Raw genomic sequence first — 20,050 nt, forward strand, 5'->3', positions numbered from 1 at the left:
CGTCAGAACGCCTGTCCGATGCCGGCATAAATGCCGAAACGCGGGTCGCCACGATCGCGGTTGAGCGGCAGGGCGGCATCGATGCGCAGCGGCCCGAACGGGGTAATATAGCGCAGACCGACGCCGGCGCCGACCTTCACGTCGGAAAAGTCCGGCGTCGATTTGGTCGACACGGTGCCGGCATCAACGAACGGGACGACGCCGATCGTATCGGTGATCGCGATGCGCATCTCGACCGATGTCTCGAAGAAGGAAAGCCCGCCGATCGGCTGATTATCGATATCCTTGGGGCCGATCCCCTGATAGGCGTAGCCGCGCACCGAGCCGCCGCCGCCGGAATAGAAGCGCCGGTCGGCCGGAACATGTTCGAGGCTGGTGCCGACGATCGAACCCAGGGCGACGCGTTCGGCAAGCACGAATTTCGACGCCGTGTCGAGCGACTGATAGGCCGACCCCTCGCCCTTCAGCTTGAGGAAGGCGGCGCCGCTCATAATGTCGTAGCTCGGCTCGGCATAGGCCAGCACCCTGAAGCCGCTGGTCGGATTGAGCCGGTTGTCGCGGTTGTCATAGACATATTGCAGCGGAATGCTGGCGATCAGGTATTTGTGCTTGCCGAAAGCGTCGGTGATCCTGGAATAGTCGAGCGCGATTTCAGCCGAAACCGTCTGCTTCTTGTCGATCTCATAGGACAGGCCGGTGCTGCCCTTGACGGAGAAATGGTCGTAGGCGTCGGGATGTTCGAGCACTGTCTTGAGGCTGGCGATGAATTTTGAGGCCGGCCCGACGACACCCGGCTTTTCGAACATGATGCCGGCATTGTAGTTGAGCTCGCTCAAATCATTGCTGCCGATGCCGCTTATCTTGCCGTCGATGCGCAGCTTTTCGGCTCGGCCGAACAGATTGCGGTGGCCCCAATAGCCTTCGAGGCCGAGCCCCTCGGTGTTGGAGAAGGTGCCGCCGACGCCGAAATAGCGCGGCTTGCGCTCGCTGACCTGGACGCCGATCGGGATGTTGCCGTCGGCGTCGAGAGCGTCGGCTTCCTTCAGCGTGACACTATTGAACACCTCCAGCCCGAGCAGCCGATCACGGGCGTCGTCGATCTCATCAGGCGAATATTGCCGGCCGCGTTTCAGCCCGGTCATGTATTCGGTGAACTCGCGATCGACCTTCTCGGTCCCCTCGACGGTGGTGTCGCCATAGCCGGCTACCGGCCCTGCAGCCACCGTCAGCGTCACGTCGAGCGTCGAGGTGTCGTGCTGGGCGACGACCTGCCGGTCGGTGATCCGGGCAAGCGGCCGCCCCTCCTGCTTCAGCGCCCGCACGATCAGCGCCTCGGCCTTGAGCACGGCGCCGGACCCGGCATCGCCGCCCGCAATCAGGCCGAAATCGGCGCTCGCCAGCCCGGCGGCATCGCCTTCCAGCCTAATGTTGCCGAGGGTGAATTTCGGCCCGCTGGCGATGCTGATCACCACCGGAATCGGCTGCGGACCGGCAAATTCGGCGTCCGGCGGCAGATCGTCGAGCGCCTTGCCCTGGATGGTGATGGTGACGACGCCTTCATAGCGGGCATCCGAATAGAGGGCGGCGACCAGCTGCTCGCGGTCGCTGCGCGCCTTGGCCAAAAGGCCGAGCGAACCGGAAACCGGGCGCTCCTCGTCGGCTTTCAGCGTGGAGGCGTTTTCGAGCTTCTTGACCAGGTCCTTGTCGGCATCCGGCGCCTCGATGCTGACGGAGTAGCGCAGCGGGTCGACAATATCGGCGTCCTCATCGTTCGATGAGCCCCACAATTTGATGCCGAAGATCTCGAAGGCGGCCGCCGACCCTGATTCCAAGACAAGCACGGTCAAGCACGCCAACGCCAAAAGCAGCGCGCGCGAAAGCACGCGCTGTGGCGCGCCTCCCCCTGACATGTGCCTTTCATACGCCGGCATTAAGACAACCTAGATGACAAAACTAAAATTGGAATGAAGTTTTGAAGTGCTCGTAAAGGGGCCACAATCCAATTGTCTGAAATAGGCAGGGCTTGGAATTCACACCTTCTGCGTTGCCGCAAGAAAGCGTGATCCCTTTCCCTGTGGATGAAACATCTCACATACTGGCCATCGGCCGGCATGGGAACCCGTTGGCAGGCGTTAACCTGTCCGTCCTCGTGTTGACAAGCTTGACTGAAGCTTGAACATGCCGCGGACGTAAGCAGTGTCTGGAGGGTGTTATGGCAATGCGCGCGGCTCGTGGTCTGTCTATCCTGATCCTTCTCTTTTTCGCCTGGGGGGCAGTCGCGCAAGCGGCCGAAGCCCGCCGGGTTGTGACCTCAAACAATTCCGACTATTTCGGCTTCGATCTCAGATCGGACCAGAATGTCAGCCTCGATCAGTGCAAGACCACATGCCTTGGCGACCCCGCCTGCCGCGCCTTCACCTACAATAACAAGGCCAAGTGGTGCTTCCTCAAATCCGACTACAACCAGCTGAAACCGTTCAGCGGCGCTATCGCGGGCAAGGTCGTCAATGTCGATGGCGACCCCGATATCGGCGCCCCGCCGGAACTCGCCTTCTTCCCCAACTGGATGGCCGACCAGGCCCAGCAATATCGCAACAAGCTGACCGATCCGGCCTATGACAAGCCGACCGATGGGCTGGAAGCGCTCCGCGCCGCGGCCGAACAGGCCGCACTGACCGGCGACCATGCCCAGGCCATGAACAAATATGAGGCTGCCGTTTCGGTCCTGCCCGATGACGCCCAGCTGTGGCTCGGCCTGGCCCGCGAAACGCTTGCCCAGCAGCCGGCTAATGGCAGCTCGGGAGCTTATAATTTGCCGGTCAAGGGTACGTCCGCAGCCTTCAATGCCTACAAATTGCTGCGCACCACCAAGACCCGCGCCGAGGTGCTGGCGCTGCTCGGCAACGGCCTCGACCGCCGCGATCTCTACCGTCCGGCCCTGCAGGCCTATGAGGCGAGCCTTGCTCTGGTCAGCTCGCCGGCGGTCAAGGCCGAATATGAGGACCTCAAGGCCCGCAAGGGCTTCCGCGTCATCGATCACTCGGTCGATGCCGATACCAGCGCGCCGCGCATTTGCGCGCAGTTTTCCGAGGAACTGGTCAAGACCGGCGTCGATTACGCCCAGTTCGTCACTGTCGACAACCAGCCGCCCAAGGGCGTCGAAGCCAAGGACAAGCAGGTCTGCGTCGAAGGTCTGGAGCATGGCCAGCATTACGAAGTAACCTTCCGCGCCGGCCTGCCGGCGGCGATCGGCGAAGTGACTGCCGCCCCGGTTGTGCTGTCGATCTATGTCCAGGATCGCGCACCGTCCGCCCGCTTCACCGGCGACAGCTTCGTGCTGCCGGCCGGCGCCCGCCGCGGTATTCCGGTCGTCACCGTCAACATGACCGCCGCGCAGATGAAGCTCTACCGCATCGGCGATCGTTCGCTGGCGCAGCTTCTGTCCGGCTACCAGTTCCTGAAGCAGCTCGACGGCTACGACATCTCAAGCATTTCCGACCAGATGGGCGAGCCTGTCTGGGAGGGCCAGCTCGACATCGCCAACGACCTCAACAAGGACGTCACGACGTCGTTCCCGGTCGACGAGGCCTTGCCGCAGCGCAAGCCCGGCGTCTACGTGCTGACCGCGGAACCGGTCAACGAGAATGATGACGACAATTACAATTCGCTTGCCACCCAGTGGTTCGTCGTCTCCGACATCGGCCTTTCGACCTATACCGGCCAGGACGGGCTGAATGTGTTCACCCGCTCACTCGGCACCGCCAAGCCGATCGCAGGCGCGGAACTGACGCTGCTGGCCAGGAACAATGAAATCCTCGGCACCGCGACGTCGGATGCCGAAGGCCACGCCGTCTTCAACCCAGGCCTGACACGCGGCGACGGCGGCATGGTGCCGGCCGTGTTGATGGCCAAGCAGGGCGACAACGACTTCGTCTTCCTCGACATGGGCCGCGCCGGCTTCGATCTTTCCGATCGCGGCGTCTCCGGACGTGCCGCACCTGGTGCGCTCGATGTCTATGCCTGGACCGAACGCGGCATCTACCGCGCAGGCGAGGACGTGCATGTTGCAGCCCTTGCCCGCGACGGCGCCTCCAAGGCGGTCGAGAACCTGCCGCTGACCTTCATCTTCACCCGTCCCGACGGCGTCGAGAACCGCCGCATTGTCGCCGACGGCGTGTCGGCCGGCGGCTATGCCGTCGACCTGCCGCTCGAAGCCAATGCCATGCGCGGCACCTGGACGGTGTCGATCTACACCGATCCCGAGCAGGCCGCCGTTTCCAGCCAGATGTTCCTGGTCGAAGACTTCGTGCCGGATCGCATCGAATTCGACATGAAGTCCGACAAGCAGGAGATCGCACAGGGCGAAACCGCCAACATCGACATTGACGGCCGCTTCCTCTATGGCGCGCCAGCTGCCGGTCTGGCGCTCGAAGGCGAACTGACGCTGTCGACAGCTCGCGACTGGGACCGTTTCGCCGGCTATTCGTTCGGCCTCGCCGACGAGCAGTCGGCCGAGCCCTCGGTCACGCCCTTCACCGGTCTTCCGGTGGTCGGTGACGACGGCAAGGCGACCTTCCCGGTCAGCGTCGACCAGCTGCCCGCGACCACCAAGCTGGTCGACGCCAAGGTCACGGTCCGCATGCGCGAAACCGGCGGTCGTGCCATCGAGCGCTCGCTCAACATCGGCATTCGCCCGCAAGGCCGCATGATCGGCATCCGTCCGGACTTTGCCGACAATGAGGTGCCACAGGGCGGCACCGCCAAATTCAGCCTGATCGCGGTCGATCCCGACGGCAAGCGCGAGACGCTGAAAGGCGCGCAATGGTCGCTGGTCAAGGTCGAACGCAATTACCAGTGGTACCGCAACAACAACTCCTGGAACTACGAACCGGTGACCTTCACCAAATCTATCGCCAACGGCCAGGTCGATCTCAGCGCCGATGCCGAGGCGACCGTGACGATGCCGGTCGACTGGGGCCAGTACCGGCTCGAGATCGAGACTGCCGATCCCGAGGGTCCGGCGACCAGCTATGAGTTCGACGCCGGCTGGTATGTCTCCTCGACTTCCACCGAAACGCCTGATGGCCTCGAGATCGCCCTCGACAAGGATGACTACGCCGCCGGCGAAGTGGCCAAGCTGAAAGTGTCGCCGCATTTTGCCGGCGAACTGCTGGTCACCATCGGCGCCGACAAGCTGCTCAAGACCGTCACCGCAACCGTACCCGCCGGTGGCAGCACGGTCGACATCCCGGTCGGCGACGACTGGGGCGCGGGCGCTTACATCACCGCAACCCTGTTCCGGCCCGGCGACGCGCAGGAAACCCGCATGCCGGCCCGCGCCATCGGCGTGAAATGGCTGACGGTCGATCCGGGTTCGAAAAAGCTCGCCGTCACGCTCACGCCGCCGGAAAAGACGATGCCGCGCCAGCAGCTGTCGATCCCCGTTTCGGTGGCCGGCGCTGCACCCGGCAGCAATGCCTATGTCACGGTCGCTGCCGTCGATGTCGGCATCCTGAACCTTACCAACTACAAGGCGCCGGATCCGGAGGATTGGTATTTCGGCCAGCGCATGCTGGGGCTTGAAGTCCGCGATATCTATGGCCGCCTGATCGACGGTTCGCTCGGCACCACCGGCAAGCTCAGGACCGGCGGCGACGGCGCCGCAATGCAGACGCAAGGCAGTCCGCCGACCGAAAAGCTGGTCGCCTTCTTCTCCGGCCCGATCCAGCTCGACGCCGACGGCAAGGCAAGGGTCGACTTCGACATTCCGCAGTTCAACGGCACCGTGCGCGTCATGGCCGTCGCCTGGACCAAAGATGCCGTCGGCCATTCCTCGACAGACGTCATCGTGCGTGATCCGGTGGTGATCACCGCCGGCCTGCCGCGCTTCCTGGCGCCTGGCGACAATGCCGTCATGCGGCTCGACGTCGCCGACACTGACGGCCCGGAGGGAGACTATGCCCTGTCGATCGACACCACGGGCGACCTCTCGACCGGCGACAAGCCGCTGCCCGAAAAGCTGACGCTGGCCAAGGGCAAGCGCCAGACGCTGACGGTGCCGCTGATCGCCAGGACGGCCGGCAACGCTTCACTGACCATCAAGCTCGCCCATGGCGACGGCACCTCCGTCGAGCAGACGCTCTATGTGCCGGTGCGTCCGGCGCAATTGCCGGTCACCACTCGGCTGGTGGTCGACCTCAAGGGCAATGGCGGTTCGCTGCGCGTCGACAAGGAACTGCTCGCGGCAAGCCTGCTCGACGGCGCCTCGGTCAGCGTCGGCGTTTCGCAAGCAGCCGCCTTCGACGTGCCGTCGCTGCTGATGACGCTCGACCGCTACCCCTATGGTTGCGCCGAGCAGACCACCAGCCGCGCCATGCCCCTGCTCTACGTCAACGATCTGGCGTCATCCGTCGGCATGCAAAGCGATCCCGATCTGCACGACCGCGTCCAGGCCGCCATCTACAAGGTACTGAGCTACCAGGCTTCCGCCGGCAGCTTCGGCCTGTGGGGTCCGGGCTCGGGCGATCTGTGGCTCGATTCCTATGTCACCGACTTCCTGACCCGGGCGCGCGAGCAGAACTACGACGTGCCGGCGCTCGCGATGAGCCAGGCGCTGAGCAATCTGCAGAACTCGGTCGGCTACGACCAGGACGTCCAGGACCGCGGCAGCGAAATTGCCTACGCGCTCTATGTTCTGGCCCGCAACAAGAAGGCCTCGGTCGGCGATCTGCGCTACTACGCTGACACCAAGCTCGAAGCCTTCTCGAGCCCGATGGCCGTCGCCCAGTTGGCGGCGAGCCTGGCGCTCTACGGCGATGCGCAGCGTTCGGAAGCCACCTTCCAGACGGCGCTGCAACTGGCCAAGTCGACCACCGACTATGATTACTACCGGTCCGACTACGGCTCGCGGCTGCGTGATGGCGCCGCGATCCTGGCGCTCGCCGCCGAATCGAAGCCGGTGCCGACCATCGTGCCGGAGTTGATCCGGCTGGTGGCGAGGGAACGCGCCGATGCCCGCTGGACCAGCACGCAGGACGAGTCCTGGATGCTGCTGGCGGCCCGGGCGCTGAAGTCGGGCAACGACTCGATCAAGCTGTCGGTCAACGGCGCGCCGCATGCCGGTGGGTACTCCACCCAGCTCAGCGGCACCGATATATCCGACAGCCCGCTGACCATCGCCAACACCGGCTCGGCGCCGCTGCAGGCGGTCGTCACAACGGTCGCCTCGCCGGTCGAGCCGCTGCCGGCCGGCGGTGACGGCTTCACCATCGATCGCACCTACTACAAGCTCGATGGCACCGAGGCCAACGTCACCGAGGCGACGCAGAACGAACGCTATGTGGTCGTGCTCAAGATCTATGAGCAGAACCGCTGGCCATCTCGCCTGCTGATCACCGACCTGTTGCCGGCCGGTTTCGAGATCGACAATCCGGGCCTGGTTTCCAGCGCCCAGCTGTCGAACTTCACCTGGCTGGCGCAGACCGACGCTGCCCATCTCGAATTCCGCGACGACCGTTTCGTCGCGGCATTCAACCCCAATGACGGCGACGGCGACCGCAACATCATGCTGGCCTACGTCGTACGCGCGGTGACGCCGGGCACCTATGCTCATCCGGCAGCCACGGTGGAGGACATGTACCGGCCGCAATACTCGGCCCGCACCGCCACCGGCATGATGGAGATCAAGGCGCCGTAGGGCGCCTTGGCGAAGATGAGCGCGCCGACGGCAGTGATAGCCTCCTTCTCCCCGTCACGACACGGGGAGGTGAGGAATGGTCCGCGCAGCGGACGAAAAGCCAATTGCTTGGCTTTTCGAATGACGAACGCCCGAAGGGCCGTCGGCCCGGCAGGCGGATGAGGGGCACCACCATGCTCTCCAGAAAATTTCTCCGTCGAACAGGCATCGCCGTGGCTTCCCTCGCGGGCTTTGCGGCAATCGCTGCTGCTTCTCTCTGGGAACTCGACCGCGCCTTCCCGCCGCCGCTGCCCGAAAAACTCACCGTCTCCACCGAAGTCCAGGATCGCGACGGCCAGCTGTTGCGCGCCTTCGCCACACCGGACGGCTACTGGCGGCTCGACACAAGGCTCGACCAGGTCGACAAGCAGTTCGTCGACATGCTGGTCACCTATGAAGACAAACGCTTCTGGGACCATGATGGCGTCGACGTGCTGGCGCTGGCACGCGCCGCCGGCCAGTTCGTCACCAACGGCCATATCGTCTCAGGCGGCTCGACACTGTCGATGCAACTCGCCCGGCTGATCGAGCCGCGCGAAAGCCGCAACCTCGGCTCCAAGGTCAAGCAGATGCTGCGCGCCATCCAGATCGAACGGCGTCTGTCCAAGCAGGAGATCCTTGAGCGCTATCTGACGCTGGCGCCGTATGGCGGCAATCTCGAAGGCGTGCGCGCCGCCTCGCTCGCCTATTTCGGCAAGGAACCTAAGCGGCTCACCGTTTCGGAAGCCGCCCTGCTGGTTGCACTCCCGCAATTGCCGGAAAAGCGCCGGCCCGACCGGAATCTCGGCATCGCGCATGCCGCCCGCGACCGCGTGCTGAACCGGATGGTTTCATCAGGCCTGCTTGGCGAGCGCGAGGCCGCGCGCGCCGCCCTGGACGATGTCTCGGGCCTGCGCCGCAAACTGCCGGCGCTGGCGCCGCACGCCGCCTATGCCATGCTGCCCAAGGCCGTGCCCGGCAAGCCGCTGCAGCTGACCATCCGTAAAAGCGTCCAGCAAGGGCTGGAACAGGTGGCCCGCGATGCCGCCATCAAGCTCGGCCCTCGCCTTTCCGTCGCCATGGTCATGGCCGATGCCCGCACTGGCGACATTCTGGGCGAAGTGGGCTCGGCCGACTTCTTCGATGTCAGCCGCTCCGGCTGGATCGATATGACCAAGATCGTGCGCTCGCCCGGTTCGACGCTGAAGCCGTTCATCTATGGCCTCGCCTTCGAGCAGGGTCTGGTGGCGCAGGAAATGCTGATCGAGGACAGTCCCGTCGATTTCGGCGGCTACCGGCCGAAGAATTTCGACATGGGCTATCAGGGCGATGTTTCGATCCGCCAGGCGCTGCAGCTGTCGCTCAATGTGCCGGCGATTCGTGTGCTTGATTCTGTCGGCCCGGCACGGCTGATGGCGCGCTTCCGCCAGGCCGGCGTCAGTCCCGTGCTGCCGGTCAACGAGGCGCCGGGCCTCGCCATCGGCCTCGGCGGCGTTGGCGTGACGCTGCGCGATCTCGTCCAGCTCTATACCGGGCTCGCCAATGGCGGCAAGGCGAACACGCTGCACGACGGCACCGAGCCGGCCAATGCCGAACGCACCACCGCCACCATTCTCGACGCCCAGGCGAACTGGCAGATCACCGACATATTGTCAGGCGTCAAGCCGCCCGAAGGCGCCTTGCAGCGCGGCATCGCCTACAAGACCGGGACGTCCTACGGCTATCGCGATGCGTGGTCGGTCGGCTTCGATGGCCGCTACGTGCTGGGCGTATGGGTCGGCCGCGCCGATGCCGGCGCGGTGCCCGGCTTGTCCGGCTATGTCTCGGCCGCGCCCATCCTGTTCGAGGGCTTCGTCCGCTCAGGCCTCGCCACGGTTCCGCTGCCCGGGCAGCCGGCCGGCGTTGTCAAGGCGAAGCGGGAGGATCTGCCGGTGACACTGGCGCGTTTCGGCGCCGGCGCCGACGGGTTGGTGCAGGCAACCCAGACCGAGCCGGCGCCAACGATCATATTCCCGCCCAACGGCGCCCGCGTCGATCTCGCCACCAACTCCGCCGAGGCCTCACCGCTGGTGCTCAAGCTGCAGGGCGGCCGCGCGCCATTCCGCTGGCTCGCCAACGGCAAGCCGCTCGTCGGCATCGACCGCCGCCGCACCGCCACCTGGCTGCCCGACGGCGCCGGCTATTCGACGCTGACGGTCATCGATGCCGTGGGCCGTGCGGCCAGCGTGAAGGTGTTCGTTGAATAGAGTGCGGCAGGCGATTCAAAGCATTGGACTTTGCGTCCTGCAGCTAGTCGTCTTCGTTCTCCCCGCCTCCGCCGACCCCCTGCCCGCCGGATTTGTTCGCCTAGCCGATGTCGATCCATCGATCCGCCAGGACATCCGCTATGCCGGCCTGGAAAATTTCCTACATCACAAGGCCGACGGCTATGACGCACCGGTCTGCATCCTCACCCGGCAAGCGGCGGAAGCGCTGTCCGGCGTGCAAAGGGCACTCGCCGCCGAGGGCCTGACTCTGGTCGTCTTCGACTGCTACCGACCGGCGCGCGCCGTCGCCGACATGGGCAAGTGGACCAGAGAAGGCGGACCACCCGATCCGCAATGGTATCCCCAGGTCAAGCGCGGCGACCTGATCGCCAAGGGCTATATCGGCGAACTGTCCACTCATTCACGCGGCTCGACCGTCGATGTCGCCATCGCCCGCAGCGACGGCACGAGCAATTCATTCGCCACTTGCGGTGCGACCGGCGCCGGGACCCTCGATTTCGGCACCAGCTTCGACTGCTTCGACCCGGCAAGCGAAACCGCCCACCGCCCGCTGGCACCAGAGGCGGCGGCAAACCGCAAAAGACTGCTCGATGCCATGCGCGCCGGCGGCTTCAAGAATTATGCGCGCGAGTGGTGGCACTACACGCTGGCGAACGAGCCGTTCCCAAAGCAGCGCTTCGACTTCTCCGTCACTGCGAAGTGAAGCCACCCAAAATGCTCCGACGAATCTCCACCGTAGCGGCCTTGCCTCCGCGCGGCCCGCTTCTAAATAGCGCCCCACCGGCCTGGAGGCGGCTTGGGCTAATATGAGGAAAATGTTTCCCCTGAGCGCGCAATATCGGCGATAATTTGCTTCAGAGGGCCAAAAAAGGCAACGTTGAATGCATCTAATTTCTATCAATTCGATAGAGTTCAGCCGTCATCAACGGAGGCGGAAATGACCAACCCTCATTTCAAGAAACTGCTCGGCGCACTGGTCGCCACATCTGTCCAGTTCGGCACGCTCGGTTTCGCGTTTGCCGATACCACCATTCTCAACGTGTCCTACGACCCGACACGCGAACTCTACAAGGCCTATGACGAGGCCTTCGCCGCCCACTGGAAGGCCGAGACCGGCGAAACCGTGACCATCCAGCAATCGCATGGCGGATCGGGTGCCCAGGCCCGCGCCGTGATCGATGGCCTCGACGCCGATGTGGTCACGCTGGCGCTCGAAGGCGACATCAACGCCATCGTCAACAAGTCGAAGAAGATCAATCCGGACTGGCGCAAAAAGTTCGAGAACAATTCGGCGCCCTACACGTCGACCATCATCTTCCTGGTCCGCAAGGGTAACCCTAAGGGGATCCATGACTGGAGCGATCTGGTCAAGGACGGCATCCAGGTGATCACGCCGAACCCGAAAACATCGGGCGGCGCGCGCTGGAACTACCTCGCCGCCTGGGCCTACGCCAGCGCCAACGACGGCGGCGACGAAGCCAAGACCAAGGAATTCGTCGGCAAGCTCTACGCCAATGCTCCGGTGCTCGACACCGGCGCGCGTGGCTCCACCGTCACCTTCGCGCAAAAGGGTCTCGGCGACGTGCTGATCGGCTGGGAAAACGACGCCTATCTGGCACTCAATGAATTCGGCGCCGACAATTTCGAGATCGTCTACCCCCCGACCTCGATCCTGGCCGAGCCGCCGGTCGCCGTGGTCGATGCCAATGTCGATGCCAAGGGTACGCGCAAGGTCGCCGAAGCCTACCTCGGCTGGCTCTATTCCAAGGAAGCTCAGACCATCATCGCCAAGAACCACTATCGTCCGGCCAAGCCCGAACTGGTGGATCCGGCGGATGTTCCGAAGACGCCGGAAATCAAGCTGATCTCCATCGACGATCCGCTTTTCGGCGGTTGGAAGAAGGCACAGCCTTATCATTTCGGCGATGGTGGTATATTCGACCAGATCTACAAGCCGGCCCAATGAGCTAAGACCCGCGAGTTAAGATCAGGACGACATGACCACAGCACCCGCCAAGGCGGGGTGGCGATTCAGGCAGCCGAGCGTCATTCCGGGTTTCGGATTGACGCTCGGCTTCTCGCTTGCCTACCTCACGCTCATCATTCTCATCCCCTTGTCGGGGCTCATCTGGCGTTCGGCTGCCCTCGGCTGGGCCGATTTCCTTGCAATCGCCACCGATCGCCGGACCCTCAACGCGCTTGAAATCAGCTTCGGAACCGCTTTTGTCGCTGCTGCCGTAAACGTCGTATTCGGCACGCTCGTTGCGTGGGTGCTGGTGCGCTACCGCTTCCCGGGCCGCCGCATCGTCGATGCCATGGTCGACCTGCCCTTCGCACTGCCCACAGCGGTCGCCGGCATTGCGCTCACCACCCTTTACGCGCCCAATGGCTGGATCGGCTCTCTTCTGGCGCCGCTCGGCATCAAGGTCGCCTATACCCCGCTCGGCATCGTCGTGGCGCTGGTCTTCATCGGCCTGCCTTTCGTCGTGCGCACGGTGCAGCCGATCATGGAGGAGATCGACAAGGAGGTGGAGGAGGCCGCCGCCACGCTTGGCGCCAACCGTTTCCAGATCATCACCCGCATCCTTTTCCCGGGCCTGGCGCCTGCCATCGTGACCGGCTTTTCGCTCGCTTTCGCGCGCGGCGTCGGAGAATACGGCTCGGTCATCTTCATCGCCGGCAACCTGCCCTACAAGTCGGAGATCGCGCCGCTTCTGATCGTCATCCGGCTGGAGGAGTATAATTACCCCGCAGCGACTGCGATCGCGGCGATCATGCTTCTGCTGTCGTTCCTGATGCTCCTGATCGTCAATCTCGCGCAGTCATGGAGTCGCAAACGCTATGGCTGATCCCGAAATCAAATCCTACGAGCCGCATCACGAGAGCCAGTCGGCGGCGGTGACCGAGAGCCTGCCGGTGCGGCTGCTGCTGATGGCGGTGGCCTTCGCCTTCCTCGCGATCTTTGTGCTCCTGCCGCTGATCATCGTCTTCCACGAAGCGCTGGCCAAAGGCGTGGGCGCTTACTCGGAAGCGCTGTCCAATCCCGACACACGCTCGGCAATCCGGCTGACGCTGCTGGTGGCGGCCATCGCCGTGCCGCTCAACGTCGTCTTCGGGATTTCGGCCGCCTGGGCGATCGCCAAGTTCGAGTTCAAGGGGAAGGCGTTTCTCACCACCCTGATCGACCTGCCCTTCTCGGTCTCGCCGGTCATCTCCGGCCTGGTCTATGTCCTGCTGTTCGGCGCGCAAGGGCTGCTTGGCGGCTGGCTGAAGGAGCACGGCATCCAGATTTTGTTCGCCGTGCCCGGCATCGTGCTCGCCACCGTCTTCGTCACCTTCCCCTTCGTGGCCCGCGAACTGATCCCGCTGATGCAGGAACAGGGCAATGGCGATGAGGAGGCCGCGCTCTCGCTCGGCGCTAATGGCTGGCAGACCTTCTGGTATGTGACGCTGCCCAACGTCAAATGGGGATTGCTCTACGGCGTGCTTCTGTGCAACGCACGCTCAATGGGCGAATTCGGCGCGGTTTCGGTCGTGTCCGGCCACATACGCGGGCTGACCAACACCATGCCGTTGCATGTCGAAATCCTCTACAACGAGTACAACGCCGTTGGCGCTTTTGCCGTCGCTTCGCTGCTTGCCGGCCTGGCACTGGTGACGCTGGTCTTGAAAACACTTCTCGAGATGCGCTACGGCGCCGAGATCGCCGCGACACGCGGGCATTGATTGAGGGATTTGCATGGAAGTTCGCGTTGCCAACGTGCGCAAGGAGTTTGACCGGTTTCCGGCCCTCCATGACGTATCGCTTGACATCAAGTCGGGTGAGCTGATCGCGCTGCTGGGGCCGTCCGGCTCCGGCAAGACGACGCTGCTGAGGCTGATCGCCGGGCTGGAGCGGCCGACGCTTGGAAAGATCTTCTTCGGCGACGAGGATGCCTCGCAGAAGTCGATCCAGGATCGCAATGTCGGCTTCGTCTTCCAGCACTATGCGCTGTTCCGGCACATGACGGTCGCCGCCAATATCGGCTTCGGGCTGAAGGTCCGGCATGGACCGTCGCGGCCGCCGGCAGCCGAAATCCGCCGCCGCGCCTCGGAGCTGCTTGACCTCGTCCAGCTTTCCGGCTTGGAAAAGCGCTACCCGGCGCAGCTTTCGGGCGGTCAGCGGCAGCGCGTGGCGCTGGCGCGCGCCATGGCGATCGAGCCCAAGGTGCTTCTGCTCGATGAGCCGTTCGGCGCGCTCGACGCGCAGGTGCGGCGCGAACTCCGCCGCTGGCTGCGCGAGATCCACGACCGCACCGGCCACACCACCGTCTTCGTCACCCACGACCAGGAAGAGGCGCTCGAGCTTGCCGACCGCGTCGTGGTGATGAGCCAGGGCCGCATCGAGCAGGTCGGTTCGGCCGATGAGATTTACGACACGCCGAACTCCCCCTTCGTCTACTCCTTCATCGGTGAATCGAGCTCGCTTCCGGTCAAGGTCGAAAATGGCGAGATCTGGCTTGCCGACCGTCCGATCGGCGTGTCGGCCCCGCATGCGCCAGAGGGCGATGCGACGTTGTACTTCCGTCCGCACGATATCGAACTGCTCGACGGCTGCAGCGGCTGCATCGCCGGCACGGTCGCCGCCAGCCGTCGCGTCGCCGGCACCAGGCGCGTCGAACTCGAAATCGGCGGCGAACGCCAGCGGGTCGAGATCGAACTACCCGTCGACCATCCGGCGGCGCAGAAGAGCCGGGTAGCGTTCAGACCGAGGCGCTGGAAGCTTTTCCCGGCGGCATAGACGTCATCCATCAACGGGCCGAAGCGATTCAACTTGGAAGGAAATCCTACCAACCGGCTGTTTCGGCAATACTATTTCTCACCACTGGACGGCAGGCCGCGTCTGCATGTCTGGTCGCGCTGGACGTGGTCCTATTATGTTGGCGCATTATATCGATGCATTCGAACCGGCATTCCCAAGGAGTCCCTTTTCATGAAGCGATTTTTGCTCAAGCTTGCCACCGCCGCCGGCCTGGTCCTCGCATCCTCCCAGGCATGGTCGGCCGACAAATTGCTCAACGCTTCCTACGATGTCGGCCGCGAACTGTTCGTGCAGGTGAACAAGGCTTTCATCGCCGGCCATCCCGGCGTCAGCATCGACCAGTCGCATGCCGGCACCTCGGCGCAGGCGCGCGCCATTGCCGAAGGCCTTGGCGCCGATGTCGTCACCTTCAACCAGGTCACCGACATCGACTTCCTGGTCAAGAAAGGCCTCGTCTCCGCCGACTGGCAGAAGGATTTTCCCGACAACGCCTCGCCCTTCTATTCCTTGCCTTCATTCCTCGTCCGCGCGGGCAATCCCAAGCACATCAAGGACTGGAATGACCTCGTGCGCGACGACGTGCAGGTGATCTTCCCCAATCCGAAAACCTCGGGCAATGCGCGCTACACCTATCTGGCGGCGACCGCCTACGCCAAAGAGGCCTTCAAGGGCGACGACACCAAAGTGAAGGAGTTTGTCACCAAGCTGTTCAACAACGTGCCGATCTTCGACACCGGCGGCCGCGCTGCCACCACCACCTTCGTGCAGCGCGAGATCGGCGACGTGCTGATCACCTTCGAGTCCGAGACGCGCGGCATCCGCAAGGAGTATGGCGACGACAAGTTCGAACAGGTCACCCCTACCGTCAGCCTGCTCGCCGAATTCCCGGTGGCTATTGTCGACAAGGTCGCCGACGAGCATGGCAGCCGTGACCTCGCCAAGAGCTATCTTGACTTCCTCTACACACCGGAGGGTCAGACCATCGCCGCCGAAAATGGCCTGCGCGCCCGCAACACTGAAATCGCCGCCAAATACAAGGCCGATTTCCCCGATGTCCGCCTGCTGACGGTGGAAGACGTCTTCGGCGGCTGGGACAAGGTGCAGAAGGAACACTTCGCCGCCGGCGGCCTGCTCGACCAGATCTACGGCAGCCGCTGATATCAGCAGCGTCCGGACTGAAAACTGAACAAGAAAGCCGGCTCTTTGCCGGCTTTTTTAGTTTGGCACAGACAAACTGCTTCCCCGAACGATCAGCGCTATCCGTGAAAAACGTTACAAAGAATCAACGCCTTTGTGCCTAACCTCTCAACCGGGCGGCTTGTTCTACGCGAAACCCGGTTGTTCAGGCGAAACGTCATGATTTGCACACAAACAACCGCCAGATGCGGGTGGTTGGGGTTTTCATGAACTGAATCGGGCATGCTTACCAAAAAAGGCAAATACGGCCTCAAGGCCCTCGTGCATCTTTCCGGCCTGCCGGTCGGCCAGCTTGCATTCGTCAACGACATTGCTGTCGCCAACAACATCCCGAAGAAATTCCTTGACGCCATTCTGGGTGAGTTGCGCAATGCCGGCTTCGTCCAGAGCCGCAAGGGCAAGGAAGGCGGCTATCGCCTCGCCAGGCCGGCTTCCGAGATCAAGATCGGCCATGTCGTACGCGTGCTCGACGGGCCGCTGGCGCCGATCCCTTGCGCCAGCCGGACGCAATACCAGCGCTGCGAGGATTGCGACGAGGCGACCTGCCAGGTCCGGCACATGATGCTGGAGGTGCGCCAGGCCATCGCCGAGGTGCTGGATAACAGAAGCCTCGCCGCCATGCGTGATGCCGACAATGACGATTTTCCGGTCGAACTGACGTCGCAGATCTAATCAATTCCAGGAAAAGTGTGAAGCGGTTTTCCGTCCGGAATTGCGTAAAAACAAAGAGATAGATCTGATCTCTCTCAGACCAGACCGAGCCTGCCGGCCAGGCCGACCCGCTGGATCTTGCCGGTCGGACCCTTGGGTATCTCCTGCAGAAACAGGATGTGGCGCGGCACCTTGAACTCGACGATGCGGCTGCGCGCAAAATCGCGGATCTGCTCGGCATCGGCGGTAGCGCCCTCGGCCAGCACGATGGCAGCACCCACCTCCTCGCCGAGCATGGCGTGCGGCACGGCGAAGGTCACCGCCTGCGCCACCAGCGGATGATCGAGCAGCACATTGTCGACCTCAAGCGGCGATATCTTCTCGCCGCCGCGATTGATGATCTCCTTCAGCCGCCCGGTGATCTTGAGGTCGCCAACCTCATCGATCAGGCCCTGGTCGCCGGTGCGGAACCAGCCATCGGTGAAGGCAGCTTCATTGGCCGCCGGATTGTTGAGATAGCCATCATGGATGTTGGCGCCGCGCACAGCGATCTCGCCCTTCTGGCCCGCCGGCAGGATTGCCCCCTTGTCGTCGAGGATCGTCACCTCGGGACCGGCAGGCAGGCCGACCGAGCCCGGCTTGCGGCGCGCCGGCGGCAGCCCGTTCGACGTCATCTGGTGCGCCGCCTCGGTCATGCCATAGGCCTCGACCACCGGACAGCCGAAGACGCGCTCGAGGTCGCGGAACACAGTATCGGGAAGCGCTGCCGAAGACGATCGGATGAAGCGCAGCCGCGCTGCCGCAATCGTCTCGCCATTGCGCGCGGCGCGCGCCAGGATCGCCTGATGCATGGTCGGCACCGCGCTGTACCAGGTCGGCCGGAAGTCGGTGAGCCAGCCATAGAATTTGAGCGGGTTGAAGCCTGGCGTGCAGACAACGGCGCCGCCGACTGCCAGTTGTGCGCTGAGCGCCGCCATCAGCCCGTGAATGTGGAACAGCGGCATCACGTTGAGACAGATATCGTTTCCCGAAAGCGCCAGCGTGCGGGCGATGTTGGCCATCGATGCCTTGAGATTGCGTTGCCGCAAGCCGACGATCTTCGGCCGCGCCGTGGTTCCCGATGTGTGCAGGACCAGCGCGAAATCGTCGGGTCCGTTGAGCTGCGCGTCGCCGACGCCGGCAAGCTGGGCGTTGCCCGAAAGCACAAACTCGCCAGTTCTCGCACCTTCAGGCACGACGACATCGAGCACGGCAATGCCGAGCCCCTTTGCGGCGTTGCGCGCGGCCTCGCCCATCCCTTGTCCGCACAGCAGAAGCTCCACGTCGAGATCGCCGAGATAAAAGCGAAATTCGTCTTCGCCGTAAGCTGGATTGAGCGGCGCCGCCGTCGCCAGCGCCGAGACCGCCAGGAAACACGTCGCCATTTCCGGGCCGTTGGGCAAGACGATGCCGACAGCCGTGCCCCGGCGAACGCCGCGCCTGGCGAGATCGCCGCAGAGTTGGTCGACAAGATTGGCGAGCCCGGCAAAGCTGAGCGGAGTCCGGTCCGGCGCCATCAGCGCCACCGCAGCCGGCTGCCAAGGCGCCAGTTGCGGAAGTGCTCCCGATAGGGCCTGTTTCAAGCTCGAACCCTGAATGCCGTTCACCGTGGGCTGCCGGCGCCGATTGCGCGCCTGTGGCAGACGCAGTAAAGCGATTTTAGGACGCGCGCAAGAACAGGTGGACACCGATCGGATGAGGCTGCCGTGGCTGGGAAAATCCCGGAAAGCCGATCGGACACCATCGTCCGCCGTCATCTACCACACGGAAATCATTGCCGACGTGCTGGTGCCCGAACGCGCCGAGCATGTGCGCTTCTTCAGCCGCAAGGTGGTTCGCCCCGGCAAGTTGCGTACCTTCAACAACAGGGATCTTCGCGAGTGCCTTCTGGCCGCCTTCTATCTCGGCGTCGCGGCAGTGCTGCCGGTCGGTTGGTGGGCCGCGATCTGCAGCCGCGTATCGGGGCTGCGCCTCAAGCGCCATATCCGCAAGGATTTCGTGCGCTACGCCGCCGCGACGCGAGCGGTGCTCGGCAACGGCATCGATGCACAAAAACAGTTCAGGGCCCTGCTCTACGCCAACCATCGCCGGCGTCTGCTGCTTGCCGTGCATCTCGTCGGCCGCCGCTGGTCACCCGACATCCGGCTGGAGGGCCTGGAAGGCCTGCAAGCGGCGCTGAAGCGCGGCCACGGCGCTATCATCTGGTGCGATCAATTCACGGCCCAAACCATTATCGGCAAGCGCGCGCTCCATGAAGCCGGCATCGAGGCGCACCAGCTCAGCGTCAGCGCTCACGGCATATCCGACTCGACCTTCGGCCTGCGCTTCCTGAACCCGCCGATGGTCCGGGTCGAGAATCGTTTCCTGAAAGGCCGGATCGTGTTCGATCGCAGCGACGCCTACCAGGTCACCGCCCGGATCCAGAAGATCCTTGGCAACAACGGCGTCGTGCTGGTGACCAACACCGTGCATGCCGGCTCGACATTCGCCGAAGTCGGCATTGGCGAAAGCGGCTGGACCCACCTCGCCTCGGCGCCGACGAATTTTGCCGCCAGAGGCAAGGCGGCGCTGTTTTCCATGTCGACTTTCGAGACCGACCCATTCCGCCAATACCGTGCTGTCCTGAGCCCCGAACTGGTGCCGGCACCGGCGAGAACCGGTGAGCCTACGACCAGAGCCGGCGCCAAGAATATGGCGTTGCAGGCCGAGTACATCCTGCTCAAGCGCGACCGCCTGCTGGAGGCGCTGAAACTCTATCCAGAGCAAATGATGGTCTGGTCCGGCCACGACCGGTTCACCGAACGGCCGGAAAGCGCCTTGCCCGATGACGGTGGTTCATGATTTTGCGCCGGCCAGCAGGCTGGCAACGGCGGTGACGATGCCGGCCACAGGAAGTGTGGCATCGACCGTCAACGCCTGCTCGTCGGCGCCAGGTGGCTCAAGGATGGCGAACTGGCTTTCGACCAGGCTGGCCGGCATGAAATGCCCCTTGCGCTTGGCGACGCGCCGCTTGGCGGTGGCGGGATCGATCTTCAGATAAACGAAAACGATGTCCCGGCGGAAGCCACGCAGCCGATCGCGGTAGCTGCGCTTCAGGGCCGAACAGGCGGCGACCACGCTTTGGCCGCTGCCGGCCAGGTCCGCGATCTGCTCGCCAATGGCATTGAGCCAGCCTTCGCGAAGCTGATCGGTGAGCGGCTCGCCGCCCGCCATGCGCGCGACGTTTTCGGGCGGGTGCAGCCTGTCGCCTTCGACAAAGACGGCCCCTTCCGCCGCTGCCAGCGCCTTGCCGACGGCCGACTTACCGCAGCCGGCGACGCCCATCACTACAATGGCCCGAGGCACCGGGCCGGGAGCGCCCATTGGCGCTTTTGCCGTCTT

The 20,050-nt window shown here is 63.8% G+C and carries 13 protein-coding genes; 10 read left to right on the plus strand and 3 right to left on the minus strand.

What is annotated here, in order from left to right; genetic code table 11:
- Positions 1-2 precede the first annotated feature (2 nt).
- On the minus strand, positions 3-1,931 hold the full coding sequence (locus ACWGTI_RS00255; protein ID WP_454585261.1) for an autotransporter assembly complex protein TamA: 1,929 nt from the start codon (positions 1,929-1,931) through the stop codon (positions 3-5).
- A gap of 281 nt (positions 1,932-2,212) precedes the next feature.
- Between ACWGTI_RS00255 and ACWGTI_RS00260 the strand changes: the two genes are divergently transcribed.
- The 9 genes from ACWGTI_RS00260 (at position 2,213) to ACWGTI_RS00300 (ending at position 16,651) form a co-directional block, all read left to right on the plus strand.
- Positions 2,213-7,696 (plus strand): MG2 domain-containing protein, encoded by a 5,484-nt coding sequence (locus tag ACWGTI_RS00260; RefSeq protein WP_454585262.1) that lies wholly within the window; start codon positions 2,213-2,215, stop codon positions 7,694-7,696.
- Positions 7,697-7,869: 173 nt separating this feature from the next.
- Entirely contained in the window at positions 7,870-9,960 is a 2,091-nt protein-coding gene (pbpC, locus tag ACWGTI_RS00265; protein WP_454585263.1) for a penicillin-binding protein 1C, read from the plus strand.
- Between the two features lies 1 nt (position 9,961).
- On the plus strand, positions 9,962-10,684 hold the full coding sequence (locus ACWGTI_RS00270) for a M15 family metallopeptidase (RefSeq protein WP_454585264.1): 723 nt from the start codon (positions 9,962-9,964) through the stop codon (positions 10,682-10,684).
- Positions 10,685-10,918: 234 nt separating this feature from the next.
- Positions 10,919-11,947 carry a sulfate ABC transporter substrate-binding protein gene (locus ACWGTI_RS00275; protein WP_454585265.1) on the plus strand — a complete coding sequence of 343 codons (1,029 nt, stop codon included), beginning with the start codon at positions 10,919-10,921 and terminating at the stop codon, positions 11,945-11,947.
- Positions 11,948-11,978: 31 nt separating this feature from the next.
- The gene (gene cysT, locus ACWGTI_RS00280; RefSeq protein WP_454585266.1) at positions 11,979-12,830 is read left to right on the plus strand and encodes a sulfate ABC transporter permease subunit CysT; all 852 of its coding nucleotides are present in this window, start codon (positions 11,979-11,981) and stop codon (positions 12,828-12,830) included.
- Positions 12,823-13,707 (plus strand): sulfate ABC transporter permease subunit CysW, encoded by an 885-nt coding sequence (gene cysW / locus ACWGTI_RS00285; protein WP_454585267.1) that lies wholly within the window; start codon positions 12,823-12,825, stop codon positions 13,705-13,707. The genes cysT and cysW overlap by 8 nt, the downstream gene beginning before the upstream one ends.
- Before the next feature lie 13 nt (positions 13,708-13,720).
- Positions 13,721-14,761, plus strand: a complete 1,041-nt coding sequence (locus tag ACWGTI_RS00290; protein WP_454585268.1) for a sulfate/molybdate ABC transporter ATP-binding protein — start codon at positions 13,721-13,723, stop codon at positions 14,759-14,761.
- A gap of 192 nt (positions 14,762-14,953) precedes the next feature.
- Entirely contained in the window at positions 14,954-15,940 is a 987-nt protein-coding gene (locus ACWGTI_RS00295) for a sulfate ABC transporter substrate-binding protein (RefSeq protein ID WP_454585269.1), read from the plus strand.
- 261 nt (positions 15,941-16,201) lie between these two features.
- Entirely contained in the window at positions 16,202-16,651 is a 450-nt protein-coding gene (locus ACWGTI_RS00300) for an RrF2 family transcriptional regulator (protein ID WP_006202816.1), read from the plus strand.
- Positions 16,652-16,725: 74 nt separating this feature from the next.
- Here ACWGTI_RS00300 and ACWGTI_RS00305 read toward each other — a convergent pair whose 3' ends face one another.
- Positions 16,726-18,252, minus strand: coding sequence for an acyl--CoA ligase (locus ACWGTI_RS00305; RefSeq protein WP_454585270.1), 1,527 nt, complete (start codon positions 18,250-18,252; stop codon positions 16,726-16,728).
- Between the two features lie 112 nt (positions 18,253-18,364).
- Between ACWGTI_RS00305 and ACWGTI_RS00310 the strand changes: the two genes are divergently transcribed.
- Entirely contained in the window at positions 18,365-19,510 is a 1,146-nt protein-coding gene (locus ACWGTI_RS00310; RefSeq protein WP_454585271.1) for a hypothetical protein, read from the plus strand.
- On the opposite strand, the gene ACWGTI_RS00315 is transcribed toward ACWGTI_RS00310, so the two are convergent.
- Positions 19,505-20,032 (minus strand): gluconokinase, encoded by a 528-nt coding sequence (locus ACWGTI_RS00315; protein ID WP_454585272.1) that lies wholly within the window; start codon positions 20,030-20,032, stop codon positions 19,505-19,507. The genes ACWGTI_RS00310 and ACWGTI_RS00315 overlap by 6 nt on opposite strands.
- Between the last annotated feature and the right edge of the window lie 18 nt (positions 20,033-20,050).

This window comes from Mesorhizobium sp. ArgA1, from assembly GCF_053714375.1.